The sequence below is a fragment of the Pseudomonas sp. RT4P38 genome (assembly GCF_054897765.1).
Genome location: NZ_CM142703.1, coordinates 4,630,896 through 4,647,485 on the forward strand (window position 1 = coordinate 4,630,896; position 16,590 = coordinate 4,647,485).

Annotated in this window: 16 protein-coding genes and 1 pseudogene; 7 read left to right on the forward strand and 10 right to left on the reverse strand. The window is 60.6% G+C overall.

The annotated features are described in order from the left end of the window. Positions 1 to 31: 31 nt before the first annotated feature. From ACYZT7_RS21415 to phnE, 5 genes are all read left to right on the forward strand, one after another. Positions 32 to 1,747 carry an amidase gene (locus ACYZT7_RS21415; protein ID WP_462038133.1) on the forward strand — a complete coding sequence of 572 codons (1,716 nt, stop codon included), beginning with the start codon at positions 32 to 34 and terminating at the stop codon, positions 1,745 to 1,747. 175 nt (positions 1,748 to 1,922) lie between these two features. Continuing rightward, positions 1,923 to 2,774 (forward strand): putative selenate ABC transporter substrate-binding protein, encoded by an 852-nt coding sequence (locus ACYZT7_RS21420; RefSeq protein WP_462038134.1) that lies wholly within the window; start codon positions 1,923 to 1,925, stop codon positions 2,772 to 2,774. Continuing rightward, positions 2,771 to 3,568, forward strand: a complete 798-nt coding sequence (locus ACYZT7_RS21425) for a phosphonate ABC transporter ATP-binding protein (RefSeq protein ID WP_462038135.1) — start codon at positions 2,771 to 2,773, stop codon at positions 3,566 to 3,568. Before ACYZT7_RS21420 ends, ACYZT7_RS21425 begins: the two co-directional genes overlap by 4 nt. Further along, entirely contained in the window at positions 3,562 to 4,389 is an 828-nt protein-coding gene (locus tag ACYZT7_RS21430) for a PhnE/PtxC family ABC transporter permease (RefSeq protein ID WP_462038136.1), read from the forward strand. The genes ACYZT7_RS21425 and ACYZT7_RS21430 overlap by 7 nt, the downstream gene beginning before the upstream one ends. Next, on the forward strand, positions 4,386 to 5,153 hold the full coding sequence (gene phnE, locus ACYZT7_RS21435; protein WP_462038137.1) for a phosphonate ABC transporter, permease protein PhnE: 768 nt from the start codon (positions 4,386 to 4,388) through the stop codon (positions 5,151 to 5,153). Before ACYZT7_RS21430 ends, phnE begins: the two co-directional genes overlap by 4 nt. On the opposite strand, the gene ACYZT7_RS21440 is transcribed toward phnE, so the two are convergent. After that, positions 5,143 to 6,219, reverse strand: coding sequence for a sterol desaturase family protein (locus tag ACYZT7_RS21440; RefSeq protein WP_462038138.1), 1,077 nt, complete (start codon positions 6,217 to 6,219; stop codon positions 5,143 to 5,145). The two genes, phnE and ACYZT7_RS21440, sit on opposite strands and share 11 nt — an antisense overlap. 85 nt (positions 6,220 to 6,304) lie before the next feature. Beyond that, the gene (locus tag ACYZT7_RS21445; RefSeq protein ID WP_462038139.1) at positions 6,305 to 6,694 is read right to left on the reverse strand and encodes a c-type cytochrome; all 390 of its coding nucleotides are present in this window, start codon (positions 6,692 to 6,694) and stop codon (positions 6,305 to 6,307) included. 109 nt (positions 6,695 to 6,803) lie between these two features. On the opposite strand from ACYZT7_RS21445, the gene ACYZT7_RS21450 reads away from it, so the two are divergent. After that, positions 6,804 to 7,112, forward strand: coding sequence for a DUF7693 family protein (locus ACYZT7_RS21450; RefSeq protein ID WP_462038140.1), 309 nt, complete (start codon positions 6,804 to 6,806; stop codon positions 7,110 to 7,112). On the opposite strand, the pseudogene ACYZT7_RS21455 reads toward ACYZT7_RS21450, so the two are convergent. The 7 genes and pseudogenes from ACYZT7_RS21455 to ACYZT7_RS21485 all read right to left on the reverse strand — a co-directional run. Beyond that, positions 7,096 to 7,231, reverse strand: a pseudogene (locus ACYZT7_RS21455) (glucarate dehydratase); the annotation flags it as partial. The gene ACYZT7_RS21450 and the pseudogene ACYZT7_RS21455 sit on opposite strands and share 17 nt — an antisense overlap. Positions 7,232 to 7,324: 93 nt before the next feature. Continuing rightward, positions 7,325 to 7,783, reverse strand: a complete 459-nt coding sequence (locus ACYZT7_RS21460) for a GNAT family N-acetyltransferase (protein ID WP_462038141.1) — start codon at positions 7,781 to 7,783, stop codon at positions 7,325 to 7,327. 140 nt (positions 7,784 to 7,923) lie between these two features. Further along, the gene (locus tag ACYZT7_RS21465; RefSeq protein ID WP_462038142.1) at positions 7,924 to 9,336 is read right to left on the reverse strand and encodes a purine-cytosine permease family protein; all 1,413 of its coding nucleotides are present in this window, start codon (positions 9,334 to 9,336) and stop codon (positions 7,924 to 7,926) included. A gap of 178 nt (positions 9,337 to 9,514) precedes the next feature. Continuing rightward, positions 9,515 to 11,377: an amidohydrolase gene (locus ACYZT7_RS21470; protein ID WP_462038143.1), complete on the reverse strand. Its 1,863-nt coding sequence runs from the start codon at positions 11,375 to 11,377 to the stop codon at positions 9,515 to 9,517. Positions 11,378 to 11,528: 151 nt separating this feature from the next. Continuing rightward, positions 11,529 to 12,551, reverse strand: coding sequence for a helix-turn-helix transcriptional regulator (locus tag ACYZT7_RS21475; RefSeq protein WP_462038144.1), 1,023 nt, complete (start codon positions 12,549 to 12,551; stop codon positions 11,529 to 11,531). Between the two features lie 103 nt (positions 12,552 to 12,654). Then, complete coding sequence (locus ACYZT7_RS21480) at positions 12,655 to 13,482, reverse strand: nitrilase family protein (protein WP_462038145.1); 828 nt, start codon at positions 13,480 to 13,482, stop codon at positions 12,655 to 12,657. Continuing rightward, positions 13,479 to 14,978, reverse strand: coding sequence for a purine-cytosine permease family protein (locus tag ACYZT7_RS21485; RefSeq protein ID WP_462038146.1), 1,500 nt, complete (start codon positions 14,976 to 14,978; stop codon positions 13,479 to 13,481). The genes ACYZT7_RS21480 and ACYZT7_RS21485 overlap by 4 nt, the downstream gene beginning before the upstream one ends. 147 nt (positions 14,979 to 15,125) lie before the next feature. Between ACYZT7_RS21485 and ACYZT7_RS21490 the strand changes: the two genes are divergently transcribed. Further along, positions 15,126 to 16,025: a LysR family transcriptional regulator gene (locus ACYZT7_RS21490; protein ID WP_462038147.1), complete on the forward strand. Its 900-nt coding sequence runs from the start codon at positions 15,126 to 15,128 to the stop codon at positions 16,023 to 16,025. On the opposite strand, the gene ACYZT7_RS21495 is transcribed toward ACYZT7_RS21490, so the two are convergent. After that, positions 16,022 to 16,555: a cysteine hydrolase family protein gene (locus ACYZT7_RS21495; RefSeq protein ID WP_462038148.1), complete on the reverse strand. Its 534-nt coding sequence runs from the start codon at positions 16,553 to 16,555 to the stop codon at positions 16,022 to 16,024. The two genes, ACYZT7_RS21490 and ACYZT7_RS21495, sit on opposite strands and share 4 nt — an antisense overlap. Positions 16,556 to 16,590: the final 35 nt, after the last annotated feature.

The following is a 16,590-nucleotide window of genomic DNA, read 5'->3' on the forward strand; positions in this document are numbered from 1 at the left end:
CCCTCCCCCATCAGCCGCCGGTGGTAACAGCATGATCGAAGTCACCGAGGTTTCCATTGCCGAACTGCGTGCCGCGCTCGAGTCTGGCCGAACCACAGCGGTTGAGCTTGTCCAGGCCTACCTCGCCAGGATCGATGCCTACGACGGACCCGACACGTCCACCGCACTCAATGCAGTGGTGGTTCGAAACACCGAGGCGCTCAACGAGGCGCAGGCGTCCGATGCCCGTCGGGCCAAGGGCGAGACGCTGGGTCCGCTCGATGGTATTCCCTACACAGCCAAGGACAGTTATCTGGTCAAGGGGCTCACCGCCGCCTCGGGAAGTCCCGCGTTCGCGAACCTGATTGCTTATCGTGATGCGTTCACGATCGAGCGGCTTCGCGCCGCTGGCGCGATCTGCCTGGGCAAGACCAATATGCCGCCCATGGCAAACGGCGGCATGCAGCGCGGGGTCTACGGGCGTGCGGAGAGCCCGTACAACAGTGACTATCTCACCGCTCCTTTCGCATCGGGCTCATCGAACGGCGCCGGTACTGCCACCGCCGCCAGTTTCGCGGCATTCGGCCTCGCGGAAGAAACCTGGTCGAGCGGACGCGGTCCTGCATCGAACAATGGCTTGTGTGCCTATACGCCTTCGCGCGGGGTGATCTCGGTGCGCGGGAACTGGCCGTTGACGCCGACGATGGACGTTGTCGTGCCGTACGCCAGATCCATGGCCGACCTCCTCGAGGTGCTCGACGTGGTGGTGGCGGATGATCCCGATACCCGGGGCGATCTGTGGCGGATGCAACCCTGGGTGCCGATTCCGAGTGTCGCCTCGGTACGTCCCGCCTCTTATGCGTCGCTTGCCGCGAATACTGATGCGCTCGCCGGAAAGCGATTTGGCGTTCCCCGCATGTACATCAACGCGGATCCGGATGCCGGTACGAGCGATGCGCCTGGCATCGGTGGTCCGACGGGGCAGCAAATCATCACCCGTCCTTGCGTGATCGGGCTCTGGGAAGCCGCTCGCCAGGCACTCGAAGCTGCCGGTGCGGAAGTGGTCGAAGTCGATTTCCCGTTGGTCTCCAATTGCGAAGGTGATCGTCCCGGTGCACCGACCGTGTTTACTCGAGGCCTGGTGTCCAAAGAGTTCCTTCATCATGAGTTGTGGGACCTGTCGGCCTGGGCGTTCGATGATTTTCTGCGGGCCAATGACGATCCCAAGTTGAACCGTCTGGCCGATGTCGATGGATCGCTGATTTTCCCGCACGACCCCGGGACGCTCCCCAACCGGGAGGACGACCTTGCCGCTGGCATGGACGAATATGTGAGGATGGCCGAGCGCGGCATCACACCGTGGGACCAGATCACCACGTTGCCTGACGGGCTGCGCGGACTTGAACAGACGCGTCGCCTCGATCTTGAGGACTGGATGGATCGGCTGGGGCTCGATGCGGTGATATTCCCGACGGTAGCCGACGTTGGGCCGGCGAATGCCGATGTCGATCCGAAGTCTGCGGATATAGCGTGGAGTAACGGCGTATGGGTCGCCAACGGCAATCTTGCCATCCGGCACTTGGGTGTTCCCACAGTCACCGTGCCAATGGGCATCATGCCGGACATCGGCATGCCCGTCGGGCTGACCTTTGCCGGTCGTGCCTATGACGATTCGACGCTGCTGCACTTGGCGTCGGCGTTCGAGTCGATTGGGACAAAACGATTGATCCCGCCTCGCACCCCTCCATTGTCGCGTGGCAAAAAATAGTAATGGCGGGATTGGGGCATTACACGCTTCAATCCCGCCCACTCACGGCAAAGCAGGCCAACGACGCAGGAGCTCAATATTCGCTGCGTTTTGTCTACCCTCACAAAGCGTCATTCAGCAATCAGCGTGTGCCTAGCGCAGCGACATTTTTGCGCTAATGAAACGGAGAACTTACATGCTCAAGCGTAACCTGGCATTGGCCATTGGCTTAACCCTGTCTTTTTGTACCCTGCTGGCGCAGGCCGCCGACACCCTGAAAGTCAGCGCCATTCCCGATGAAGCCCCGACCGAACTGCTCCGCAAGTTCAAGCCGCTTGGCGCTTATCTGGAACAACAAACAGGCATGAAAGTCGAGTTCGTGCCAGTGACCGACTATCCGGCCGTGGTCGAGGCGCTGGCCACCGACCGAATCGACCTGGCCTGGCTGGGCGGCTTCACGTTTGTGCAGGCACGCCTGAAAACCGGCAATGCCATTCCGCTGGTACAGCGCGAACAGGACGCCCAGTTCACCAGCAAGTTCATCACTGCCGACCCAGCTATCAAGTCCCTCGCCGATCTCAAGGGCAAGACCTTCGCCTTCGGCTCGGTGTCATCCACTTCAGGCAGTCTCATGCCGCGCTATTTCATGCTGAAGGACGGCATCAAGCCGGAAACGTACTTTAGCCGCGTGGGCTACTCCGGTGCCCATGACGCCACCGTCGCCTGGGTCCAGACCGGCAAGGTAGACGCCGGGGTGCTGAACGCCAGCGTGTGGGAAAAACTGGTCGCCGCCGGCAAGGTCGACACCGACAAGGTCAAAGTGTTTGCTACCACCCCGACTTACTACGACTACAACTGGACGGTGCGCGGGACTCTCGACCCGGCACTGGCGGCCAAGATAAAGGCAGCCTTCCTTGCGCTTGATCCGGCGAACCCGAAGGACAAGGAGATTCTGGATCTGCAGGCCGCCAGCCGCTTCATCGAAACCAAGCCTGAAAACTACAAGGGTATCGAGGACGCCGCACGCGCCGCCGACCTGCTCAAATGACGTTGCATCTGACCCAGGTCAGCCTTACCCACGCCAACGGCGTCCAGGCGCTGCGTGGCGTGGACCTGCACATCGGTGCAAGCGAACAGGTCGCCATCATCGGCCCGTCCGGCGCGGGTAAGTCGAGCCTGCTCAACCTGCTGGCCACCGCCCTGCGACCGGACAACGGCGAGCTGCAGGTGCTCGGCGAGCGAGCCTGGCAGCTTTCTGCCCGTCAGCGTCAGCGTCTGCGCGCTCGCATCGGTCTGATACATCAATCGCCCCCCTTGCCACCGCGCCTGCGCGTGGTCACCGCGGTTCTGGCCGGAAAGCTTGGCCAGTGGGGTCTTGGCAAGAGCCTGCTGAACCTGCTGCACCCATTGGATATTCCGGGCGCACGCGCGGCATTGGCCAGGCTGGACCTGAGCGACAAGTTGTTCGCGCAATGCCAGCAGCTGTCCGGTGGACAGCTACAGCGCGTGGGCATTGCCCGCGTGTTGTATCAAGCGCCCGAAGTGTTGCTGGCTGATGAGCCGGTATCGGCCATGGACCCGGTGCTCGCCGAGCACACGCTTTCGGTGCTCTGCCGCCATGCCCGGGAGCAGAGCGTCACCCTGGTCGCCAGCCTGCATGCGGTGGAACTGGCCTTGGTGCATTTTTCGCGGATCATCGGCCTGCGTGATGGACAGATCCTGTTCGACCTGCCCGCCGGCGCTGTCGACCGCGAGCTGCTCGACAAGCTCTACGCCAACGAACAGCTGCAAGCCTCGCCCATTCCTCCGGCACCCATGAGTGTGCAGATTCCCCGATGCTGACGCGCGATACCCGAGACCCCGCCACCCGCCCCCGTCTGCTGCTCATTCTGCTGACCCTTGCCCTGCTGTGGCCTGGCATCCACTACAGCGAGTTGGACCTGAGCGTACTGGTAGCAAGTGACAGTCAGAGCGAGATCGGCAAATTTGTATCAGCCTTCTGGCCACCTGCTCATGACGAGGCGTTCATTAAGCTGTTGTTGCAAGCCACCTTGCAGACCCTGGCCATCGCCACGGCCGGCATGGCTCTGGCGTTGCTCTTGGCAGTCCCCGCCAGCCTGCTGGTCAGCCGGGCTCTGTCGCTGTCTGCTGCGTCCCGTGCCGGCCATCCGAGCTATTGGGGCCAGCTGCTGCGTTGGCCGGTACGCGGTTTACTGATCTTCCTGCGCAGCGTGCCGGAAATCGTCTGGGCCCTGCTGTTCGTGCGTGCCGTCGGCCTCGGCCCGACTGCCGGGGTACTGGCGATTGCCATTACTTACAGCGGCATGCTGGGCAAGGTCTACGCAGAGATCTTCGAGTCGGTTGATCAGCGCCCGGCCCACGCGCTGCTCCAGGCCGGCAGTGGTCGGCTCGCGGCGTTTTGCTACGGGATCCTGCCCAATGTCGCTGCGGAGCTGCTGTCGTACACGGTGTACCGCTGGGAATGCGCCATCCGCGCCTCGGTGGTGATGGGCTTCGTCGGCGCCGGCGGTCTGGGCCAGCAAATGGATTTGTCGCTGCGCATGTTTGCCGGCGGTGAAGTGGCCAGTCTGTTACTGACGTTTCTCGTGCTGGTGCTGCTCGCCGATCAACTCAGCCGCCTGCTGCGCTGGAGGCTGGCGTGAATCGCCTGTTCAACCTGGTACTGGTCCTGTGCATTGGCGCAGCGGTCGCCGCCTCGTTCACCTATCTGGGCATCGACCTCACCGAATTGGGTGACACCGGCAATTTGAACCAGATGGGTGCCTATGCGCAGCGTTTTCTCAGCCCGGACCTGAGCACTGGTCATCTGCAAGCCATCGGCCATGGCGCCCTGGAAACCATCGCCATGTCCGCCCTTGGCACCCTGCTCGCGGCGGTGCTCGGTCTGCTATTGGCACTGCCCGCGGCCGGGCGATTCGGCTGGCCGCTGCAGAGCGCGTCGCGCCTTGTGCTCAACGCCCTGCGCGCGATTCCGGAACTGGTGTGGGCCTCGTTGATGGTCCTTGCCGCCGGGCTCGGCCCGAATGCCGGCACCCTGGCATTAGCCCTGCACACCACCGGCGTGCTCGGCCGCCTGTTCGCCGAAGCGCTGGAAAACACCCCACCAGAACCGGCCGAAGCTATCCGCCTGCAAGGCGCCAATGCCGTGTGGGCTTTCTGTTACGGCACACTGCCCAATCTATTGCCACAGCTGCTGGCCTACATCCTGTACCGCTGGGAGAACAACATCCGCATGGCCAGCGTGCTCGGCTTCGTCGGCGCAGGTGGTTTGGGGCAGATGCTCTATGTCAGCCTCAGCCTGTTCCAGGAAGCTCAAGCCAGCACTATTATTCTGACCATGCTGTTACTGGTGTTAGCCGTCGATACGCTGAGCAGTTGGAGCCGCCAACGCTGGGTCAAGGCCTGAGGATTGAACGCCAACGTCGGCGGAAAAACGTCAAAGGGAGTTTTTCGGAAAGACGCGACAACCATTCCCTGGCGCGTCTGGTGGGAATCTTGCGGGCTATGTCCACAAAGGGGGTGACGATCAGGCTATAGAGCGTCAGGTAACGGTCGTGATCCTGTTTGCCGGTGCCGAACTGAATGGGCTCGGGGGTCGAGTGTGTGACGTAGAGCGTACCGAACATCCAGTCCCAGAGTGACAGGTTGGTACCGAAGTTCTTGTTGAAGTGTCGGGGCGCGTCACTGTGGTGAATCTGGTGTTGCGCGGGGCTGTTCAGCACATGCTCGACCACGGGCCCAAATGAGAGCCAGACATGGCTGTGACGCAGGTTGGCCGCCAATGCATTGAGGATGAAGACCATATAGGTCACGCCGAACAAGGTATACCGGCTGATCTCTCCGCCACAGGCGTACCAAAAGACCCCGGCAAAGGCGCCGAGGCAGACAGTGTCTATCAGTTTTTCGACAATTTTTTCCACAAAGTGAATCCGGCTTGCCGTCGCCGGTACCAGGACGGGCGCGGAATGATGGACGTTGTGGAACGCCCACAGATACCGGGAATGAAAGGCGCGGTGGACCCAGTAATGGATAAAGTCTTGCACCAGAAACACGCCCAGCCCGTAGAGCAAGGAGAGTGAGAGGTTCTCCCCCACCTGCACGCGTGCGCCCCAAAGATGGGTGAAAAACGAGATATAGTCGCCGGAGCGCAGGACGTACGGGTCAACCAGGCCAACAATCGGCAGCACCAGCGCGACTTTCAGGATGGCCCGCACGAAGTAGTACCGGTAATCCAGCAACGCCGAGCGATGAAAATGAACCCGGCGTCCGCCGATGAACTGCCAGAAAGAACGTGCGTCGGTCAGCCCGCGAGACTGTCTGAATCGGTAAAGGCTGTAGGCGATGCTGTAGGACAAGCAGAGAAACACGACGCCGAAGCGGCCGTTCAGATCGAAAATGCCAAAAAACTGGTCCGTGACAGGCCCGATCACCCACTTGATCAGGTAGCCATATAGACGCGCGAAAACATCCATGAACGGCTGCCCTCTGTAAAAAGGGGGGATTGTAAATCAGATCGGAACCACCGCGTGTTCCGCGCCTGACGAATGTCGCAAAGTCCTACTGCGGCTGAAACGTCTGAAGGTACGCCAACAGATTTTCGATCTTTTGCGAATCGCTTAGCCCCCAGAAAATCATGCGAGTGCCGGGTACCACTGCGTTGGGATCTTCGAGGTACGCGGTCAGCGTTTCGCGGGTCCAGACGATGCCAGCTGATTTCATCGCGTCGGAATATTGGTAGTCGGTCGTGCTGCCGCAATGGCGCCCAAAAATGCCATTGAGCTCAGGACCGAAAGAACCCCGTGCCGACTCCCCGACTTGATGGCAGCCACCGCATATCCGCTTGAACAGTGTCGCACCCGCTTCAGCATCGCCGGCCGCGTGTGCTTGCGTGCTGAACAGCCCCGTACTGAGTACCAGGGCGAAGGTGAGTACGGCGGCTTTCTTCATGTAGGGTTCCAGATCAGTGGGTGTCCAGAGCAGAAGCTCGCGGAGATTTCACCATGATCGCCTATCCTGTGCACCCCGTTTCTACGCCACGAACTCACCGGAGACACACGTGCCGCCTCTGACCGCCCGCGAGGTTTACCAGCCACTGCGCGACGCCGCGATGGGCATCTGCCCTTTGCTGCGCCTCGATGAACAATCCGAGCCCGGCCAGTTACAAGTCGATATCGAGGGCTGGCGCCTGACCCTCGACTTCGATGGCATTCGTCTGCGCCACTGCCAACGTTGCCAGAGCCCGGACGGCCGTGAGGGCGTGTTCGACAGCTGGCAACGTTACGGCACCGACCCAGTCAGTTTGCTCAGCACCTGGGAGCTGGCGCAGATTGAGCGCCTGCTGACTGAACTCAAAAACGCGGTTTGAGCGCCTTCCATTGCGGCTTGTAACGCTGCATTTGTTTCACGTCATCGCGCTGACGAATGCCGCAGGTGAGCTATTGGTCATGGATTGCCCAGTTGATCCTGATCCAGCTCCAGACCCAGTGGCTGTCACGGAGCACGCGTTACCGCATCCTCACGTGCCCCAAGGCCCAAGCTGCATTCCTGCACGAACTGAGGTAACCGGCAGCGGTTGGCTCAGCCTTGCTTCAAATCGAGGCAGTAGGTGTAGTAACCCGTATCGCGCACATAGCCCAAGGATTCGTACAACCTTTGCGCGCCGACATTGTCCGTGGCCGTTTCGAGCACCATGCCTTTGGCACCGGTCAACAGCGCAAAGGCTCGCGCGGTGTTCATCAGCAACGTTCCTACCCCTTGCCCTCGGGCGGCGGGTGTTGTGAAGAGGTCGCCAAGCAGCCAGGTGCGGTGTGCGTCGATGGAGGAGAACGTCGGGAACAACTGCACGAAACCCAGCGCTTCGCCACGGGTGTCCTGGGCGTAGAAAATCGCGGATTCATCCCGGGCGATGCGCTCGGCGATAAACGCGCGAGACTGCGGCAGGTTCGACGGCTGGCCGTAGAAGCCTCGATAGGCGTCGAACAGGCTGGCGATTTTATCGATGTGGGTTGCGTCGCCGCGTAGGGCCTGGATATCCATGGTTGTCGTCTCCGTACGAAAGCTGTCGAAAGTGCCTGGGGCTGATCAGCCTGAAAGTCTAGCACCGCGTATTCAATTGTCCCGGCAACTGGACAGCGCGCGCTCACACCCGGCGAAGAGTGTGAGCGTTGTTCCGGATCTCAGGCCTTTGAGCCCTGTTCAGGCAACACAGCAAGCGCTGAGGTCCTGGCCAGCAGGTAGTAGAAGATGCCCGGCACCACCAGACCCACAATCCAGGAAATATCGACACCGCCGAGTTGCGCGACCATCGGCCCGGAGTAGAAGTGAGTATCGACGAAGGGCAACTGGATCAATACGCCGATGACATACACGCTGATCCCGCGCATGTTCCAGCGGCCATAACGACCTGCCGGGTCGGACAACGCCGGGATGTCATAACGATCCTTGTTGATGAAGTAGTAATCCACCAGATTGATCGCGCTCCACGGCGTGAAGAAGGTCAGCAAAAACAAGATGAAGTACTTGAAGGTGTTGAGAAACGAGTGCTGGCCCAGCAGCGCGAGCGTGGTGGACGCCGCGACAATCACCAACACAAACACCATGCGCTGCCTGGCGGAGATCTCGAGACGACTGCGAAAGCCACTGATGATCGTGGCCACGCACATGAAGCTGCCATAAGCGTTAAGCGTGGACACCGTGACCTTGCCGAACACCACGCTCAAGTACAGCAGGGACGCCATCACACCGGTGCTGCCCAACCCGACGATGGTCGCCACTTCGTGACCGCGGAAGTTCGCACCGGCCAACGCTGCGGCGAACACCCCCAGCACCATGGACGCCTGAGCGCCCAGCACCGTGCCAAGGCCAACGGCAGCAAACGTTTTCCAGGACGAGGTCTTGCTCGGCAAGTAACGTGAGTAGTCAGCCACATAAGGGCCAAAGGCGATCTGCCAGGACGCGGAAAGGGATACTGCCAGCAGGAAAGTGCTCCAGCCGAAGTGGCGGTTCTCCAGCAACAGGCCGATATCGTTGAGCGTCATCAACCGGGTAAACAGATACACGAAGGCAATGATGCCCAGCACGCTGGCCAACCTGCCGACCAGGTGGATGACCCGGTAACCGAAGATCGTCAGAAACGCGATGCAGGAGGCAAAAATCAGGATGCCGGCGCTGTCGCTGACATGGATCAACTGGGCAATGGCCTGCCCTGACAATACCGCGCCGGTGGCGCTGAAACCGAGGTACATCAGGCACACCAGCACAATCGGGATGGCCGCCCCATAGACCCCGAACTGCACACGACTGGAGATCATCTGCGGCAGCCCGAGCTTCGGCCCTTGCGCCGCGTGCAGGGCAACCACCGCACCGCCGAGCACTTGGCCGATCAGCAAACCAATGAGTGACCAGAACACATCACCGCCCAGCACCACGGCCAGGGCGCCAGTGACGATCGCCGTGATCTGCAGGTTGGCGCCGAGCCACAGAGTGAACTGGCTGTAGAGGCTGCCATGACGCTCGGCCTCGGGAATGTAATCGATCGAACGTGTCTCGATCAGGGGACTTCGCTGCTGACTATCGCTGACCTTGGTCATTTGCGGTGTTCTCTTCTGAGGGCGCGGAACCTGTGGGTGCGAGCTTGCTCCGGGCGGCGTTCCGACGAAAGCGGTGTGTCAGGCAACATTAGTGTCGACTGACACTCCCTCTTCGCGAGCAAGCTCGCTCCCACAGGGATAGCGTTTAACTGACGGGCATTGGGGCTGACTGTTGCTTTTATTGTTGCTCAGTCACGGCGACTTGAGCCGGCCGCTGATCAAGACCCACGAACGGCGCCTTGGCCCACACGACCTTGCCACCGACCACGGTCATCAGCACCTCGTTGCGTGCCAGCTCATCCTCGGGCACTTGCATGAAGTTCTTGTCCAGGACGATCACGTCGGCGAACTTGCCGACCTCGACCGAACCGACGACAGCGTCCAGTTTCAGCTGCTCGGCCGCGTTCATGGTGATGGTGCGCAGCACTTCAGTGCGCGACAGCGCCGGGTCGGCATTCAGCCTGCCCGCATACTTGGGACCGTAGCTGTGCGGGTTCAGTGGATCGCCTGAGCGGGTGACCCCGACCTTCAGTGCGAGGAATTCGTCGAGCGGGTCGACGGGCCAGTCGCTGCCATACGCAACGCGGCCGCCGGCACGAGCGATGCTGCCCGAGGGCTCCATGCGGGCGAAACGCGCAGGCCCGAGGTGATCGCTGGTGCCGTCGACCGTGGACGGCGCCTGCTGCGCCCACTGGAAGGACATGTTGGCGGTCACATCGAGCGCCTTGAAGCGCGCGTAGTCGGCAGGGTCCACCGACTCGTTGTGCGTAATGGCTGGGCGAAAGCCATTTTCAGGCAGTTGCTGGCGCACGAATTCGATGCCGTTCAGTGAATCACGTACCGCTCGGTCTCCGGTGGCATGAAGGTGCGGATCGAGGCCGGCCTGGACGGCCTTCAGCAGCAGCGGGTTGAGTACCTGTGGCGGGAAATACAGCTCACCGACATTCTTGCCTGACGTCCATTGGGGCGCTGCATCGGTTCCCGCATTGCGCAGGTACGGCGTCAACATTGCACCCGTGTCCGCCGGCGCGTTGATGATGCCATCCATGAATAATTTGACGTGACGCATGCTCACGCCCGGCGCGGGTTTCGCTTCGCCCTGGTCGTAAGTCGTGGCCAATGCCTTGGCTTCGGCGATGGTTTTCCCCGGGTCTGCAGCCGCGGCGGCAGGGTCCAGTTTGATCGCCAGCAAGGCCCGGGCGGTCAGCTCGCCCGACTGTTGCAACGTGGTGAAAGCTTTGCCATTTTCAGGCCCCGACAAGGCATCGAAGAAACTGGTGATGCCTTGCTGGCGCAGGGCGTCGAGCGCCGCGCGGGTCTGCTTGAGTTTCTCTGCGTCGGTGGCTGGCGGCACCACGGCGGCCATGGCATCGGCAGCGCCGTCTTCGCAGATGCCGGTCGGGTTGCCGGCGCTGTCGCGCACGTACTTGCCATCACCGGGATTGGCCGTGTGCTTGTTGATGCCAGCCACTTCCAGGCCGCGAGAGTTGGTCAGCACGGTATGGAAGTCGGTGGAACGAACCTGAATCGGTCGATGGGTCTTGAGCGCGTCCAGCGTCGATTTGTCCGGGTCGCCGTCAAGTCCGTCCATGCCTATGCGATCCCAACTGCCCACTTCCAGCCAGACATCGGGGCCTTTGCCTTTGTCGGCATCCAGGCACGCCTGAATGGTTTCCTGGAAAACCTTGCGGGTCATCGTCTGGTATTTCAGGTCGCACAGCGTCATGGCGCGGCCGCCGTCCCCCGGATGCATGTGGGCATCGATGAAGCCCGGCATCACCATGCGGCCCGCCAGATCGATCAGCTGCGTCTGCTTGCCGATGTACGAAGAAACGCCTTCATCGCTGCCGACATAAACGATCTTCCCGCCCGTGACGGCGATCGCCTGCTGCACGGAGTTCTTGCCGTCGACGGTGTAGACATAGCCGTTGCGCATCACCATGTCCGCGGGTGTCGAACCCTGCGTCTGACACCCCACCAGCGCCACGCAGGAAAATACCGTTGTCGCGGCAACGGCGATAAATAGCCTGGAAAATTTCAAATGCCTCACCTCTGTTTTTATAGTTTTAGAAGTGCCCGAACAGACTGCCGTGCAAACCCCTGATATGCAGGGCATACCCTATAGAGCACGGCGGTCGGATGGACCTCCACAAATGAGGAGGGGTAAGGCGATTATTTGGAAATATCGCGGGTTAATCGCGGCGCGCAGCCTCCACAAGCGAGGTCGGCGAACGCAGGACAAAACCCAGTTCCACCTTGCTCCTCACACCGAGCTGCAAGTAGCAGTTGCGCAGATAAGTGCGCACCGTCGCAGGACTCAAGGCAAGGATTTTGGCAATCTCTTTATAGGAATGGCCCGCAGCGAACAGCATCGCAGCCGTACGCTCGCGAGGCGCCAGCACCGCCCCGCGCGACTGTGTTTCGAGCGACAGGATGACATGCTCGGCGTTAGGGCTCAGTGTCAGTGCGCAGCGACCCAGACGCATGACGCAGGGTGCCTTTTGCAGCTGCGCGATCACATCAACGGGCAGCGTTGAACCACTCCATCCAGGCAACTCGCGCTGAATGGCGGCGCACAGCCTTGCTCCCACGTACAGCAAACTGCCGTCCATACGCGCGACGCCGAAGTCAGTGGCCCCGTTGCCCGTGTCGAAGCGGATCATGTCCTGCACCTGAAAGCGCCACAACTGCAACAGATGGTCGCAGAACGCTGAAAACAACCCGGCCTCGCTGTCAGTGAACGCCGCAGCATCAGCGCCGCGGTAGAGACAGACGAAGAACATCAAACCGCTTTCGGGCAACTCGAAGGTGATGCACATCAGGTGGTAGAGGTCGTGGCGCCGAGCGAACGCATCCACTTCTTCATCCGGGTCGGTGAACCCGCTGTCGCGCACGACCTCGCCGGGTTGGCTCAAGGTGTCATGGGAGAATTTGTCGCTGCCCGCACTCTTGTGCCATTCGGCGGCAAACGACTCCGGCAGATTGATTCGCCCGTGCATCCAGCTTTTGGGCGGAGCATCGGCGCCTGATGCGGACATCTCGCCCCACCAGGCTGACGCGAACGGCACCAGTGGGCGAAAGGCTTGCAGGCCGTCGGCGATGAATTGGGAGGCGCCGCGCTCTCGGGCAAGACGACCCAGCTGGAGCACGCACAGATTGAATGCTTTCAGCGTTGCCATCGACGTATTGGCGCCGACTTCGTCACCCTCCTCCATTGTTTTGACCCTGATTGCTACGTGGCGTATTGTTTTTTTGACCATGCCATAGGCGCGGCGATTACGTCCAGCGTGAAGACACTAGATGGCGAGCCTGAAAGGTTTACCCATACAACTCCGACCGCCGATCCCGATGCAAATCATTACGCGCACTAATCCGTTTGTTCCGCGCCTCAGCAAGGTTCAGCGTCGCCAGCAAAATCTGCTCGCCCCCTTGCTCCGCCGGCCCCGCCAGCGGGTAACCGTCGGCATCGACGATCACCGAGCCCTGCACCCAACTGACCCCACGTTCATGACCATGCCGATCACACGCGGCGATGAACATCCGGTTGACCGACGCATTGGCCTGCACCCGCACGACTTCCGCCGGACGCTCGGTTTGCGGTCGTGGCCCATCGGGCCAATTGACCGGGGCGCAGAGCAGGTCTGCGCCGGCCAGTGCCGGGAGTCGCACCCACTCGGGGAATTCCAGGTCGTAGCAAATCAGCATACCGATCCGTCCATGAACGGTTTCTACAACGGGCGGCGCGTCGTTGCCGGCGCTGAAGATTTCGTTCTCGCCATCCCAGAGGTGCGCCTTGCGGTACACGGCGCGCAGGCCATGGGCATCGAACATCGCCGCGCTATTTGCCAGTTCATCGCCAGCTAGCCGCTCGCAAAATCCACCCACCACGACGATGTTCAGTTCCCGGGCCAATGCCGTCCACAGACGCAAGGTCGGCCCTTCGGTGGTTTCCGCCAAGGACAGGGCTTCGCTGCGGTCGGCAAACACGTAGCCGCTCTGGATCAGTTCGGGCAGCACCACCACTTGAGCGCCCTGGTAGGCCGCCGAACGAATCGCGCGTTCGGTCAGCGTCCGGTTGTAAGCGAGGTCGCCTATTTTCGGCGCCAGTTGGCAGCAGGCGACCACAATGTTTTTTGCGCCGTTCAACGCCCCTCCTCCACAGATTGATGGGCCATGGCGACGATGTCGCTCTCGGTAATCGAATCGATGATCCGGCGTTCGTATTCAAGGTCTATCGAACGGCTGAGGAGGTAATACGTCAGGCCCGAGACGACCAGGCCAACCAGCCAGGCGATATCCACGCCCTCAAGCATCCGCGCCAGCGGTCCGACGAACACCTCTTTGCCGGCCGCCGCATTGAATATGTAGAAGAACGGCACCATGGCGGCGAAGCCGATCAGGTACGAGAGGATGCCGCGAAATTGCCAGGCGCCGTAAATGCCCTTCGGCGTGAAAAAATGCGGGATCGCGTAGCGGCCTTTGCGCACGAAGAAGTAGTCCACCAGATTGACCGCGGTCCAGGGCACAAGGAAGTACAGGAGCAGCACCAGGAAGGTGTTCAACAGGGCGATGCCATCGCCTTTGATCGACAGCACACAGGTCAACACAATGACGCTGATCACGGAGATCGACATCACTCGGGCACGGGGTGTTGGTGTGATTTTTTTGATCGAGTCCACACCCGTCAGCAACGTCAGCATGGCGCTGTAGGTGTTGAGCGCGATGATCGGCAGAAAGCCCGCCACCGAGACGATCACCAACACATTGCCCAGGCCTGGAATCATCGAAGAGCCGACCTGATTCAGCGCGACCAACGCATCCGCCGCTTTCAGCTGCTGCGCGAGCCAGGCACCGAGGCCGATCATCCAGCCGCCCGACAACGAGGCGCCGATGAACACCGCGGCGATCAGCTTCGGCCGGCTGGTGTTTTTCGGCAGGTAACGGGAATAGTCGGAGACATAAGGCGCATAGGAAATGTTGTAGCTCGCACCGATGGCAAACAGCGTGGCAAAGGCAATCCAGCTGAAACCCAGGTCGGTCGCCGGAGTGACGCCCTCCTGGCCTGCGCCGAACATCAACGCGATGGTGACCAGCGCATACAGCGGCAACGTTGCGAGCAACGCCCACTTGAAAGCTTTGTGCATCAGGTCATGGCCGTAAATCGACAGCAGCGCGCCGATCAACACCACGGCTACGGCGACGATGGTCGGGTCGATGCCAAACACATGCTCGAGACCGTTCATGATCAACGAGATGTTCACCACGTTGAAACCGACGAACACAAACATCGTCGCCATCAAGGCCAGAATCACCCCGCGATAACCAAACTGCGCACGCGACTGGATCATCTGCGGCAGACCCATCTCGGGCCCCTGCGAGCCATGAAACGCCATGAAAATGGTGCCGAACATAATGCCCAGCGCGCCGGCCAGCATCGTCCACAGCGCCGACAAGCCGAGGCTTGGGCCGACAAAACCGATGGAGATGGTGAAGAAGTGAAAGTTGCCTAGAAACCAGAAAGGGCCCTGGCTACTGAGCTTGGCGTGACGTTCGTTTTGCGGAATGTAATCGATCGAGTGGCCTTCGATGGCCAACCCGCCACTCGCCTCGACGGCGTGCGCAGAATGAGGAGACCCTGACATACGAATGTTCCTATGCTGGTAATTGTTGTTTTTATGGGCAAAGCGCCGGTTTCATTGCAATGTAGGGCGTTGGTCAGGGCTATAAAATATCGCAGACACACTGTTTACATAGATCCACGTCTATGTGATTGAGCATCGGGAGCACGCATGCTGGGAACTGTATCGGAGCTGGATCTGCGTTTGATCCGGGTCTTTCTGACCGTCGTTGAGGCGGGCGGGATTTCGGCTGCTCAAACGGCGCTGAACACCACGCAGCCCACCATCAGTGCGCAACTGGCTACGCTGGAAGCGCGGGTGGGATTTCGTCTCTGCGAGCGTGGGCGCGGCGGATTTTCGGTGACGCCCAAGGGCAGCCAGTTTGTCGAAGCTGCGCGCCGATTGCTGGCGGCTGCCGAAGGGTTCCGGGTTGAAGTCCAGCACATCAATCGCAAGGTGTCGGGCAACATCAACATCGGCCTGCTCGGTCAAATCGACCCGGTGGCCAACAAGAAAATCGCCTTGGCCATTGCGCGATTACGGTCCCGACATGAAGGGCTGTATTTCCATTTCACAGAGCTGTCGTCATCACTGCTGGAAGAGAAAATCATCAACGGCCATATCGATCTGGCGATCGGCTATTTCTGGCACCGCCTGCCCAACATTGACTACTTTGCGTTATTCCAGGAAACCCAGATCGCCTACTGCGCCCCCACTCATCCGCTGTTCGAGCAAGTGGGCGAGCTGACCCGGGATGACGTCAGCGATTACGACTGGGTATGGCCCAGCCATCCTTTGCCGGAAATGCCGGCGCCCACCTCGATTGAACGATTGACGGTACTCACGGACAGCATGGACGGCGCCGCCCTGCTCATTCTGTCGGGCCAGCATTTGGGGTTTCTGCCGCAACACTATGCGGCGAAGCATGAACAGCTGGGGCAGTTGCATCCGCTGAATCCGGAGCTGTTGCGCTATGAGGTCGGCTTTCATGCGGCGGTCAGGCATTCGGCGCGTCAGCGTGATGTGGTGAGCGCCTTTCTAACGGAGTTGATCGATATCTTCGGCATTTAAATGTGGACTTCGCTGGTCGGGATTACGTCGATTCGCGCCACGGGCCCCGTCAAGTGCGCCAGGTCTGTGTTGTGCTCAGCGATGATGTCCTGAGCGGCAAGGTTGCCGTTGTCGACGGTGGAATGCGCGTCGGCGGCGAGCACCACGTCATAACCAAGCTTCAGGGCCTGGCGGACGGTGGCGTTGACGCAATAGTCGGTTTGCAGGCCGCAGATGATCAGGCGGTCAGTGCCCTGTTCATGCAGCAATGATTGTAGGTGGGTCTGGTAGAACGAGTCCCGCGTGGTTTTGCGCACGCGCAGGTCTTGCGGTGAAATTTCCAGGCTCTTGGCCAGTTGCCAGCCCGCGGAGCCATGTTGCAGCAGGCCGCCCTTTTCTTCGTGCTGGATCAGGATCACCGGGATCCCTGTTGCTCTGGCTTTGACACTCAGGCTGTTGATGTTCTCGATGACGCGTGTGATATCAAAACATTCGTACTCGCCGGTGCACAGGGCGTGTTGGACGTCGATGATCAGCAATGCAGTGGCCATGGGTTCCCTCCTGATAAGTCGGTGGATTAGGAGAC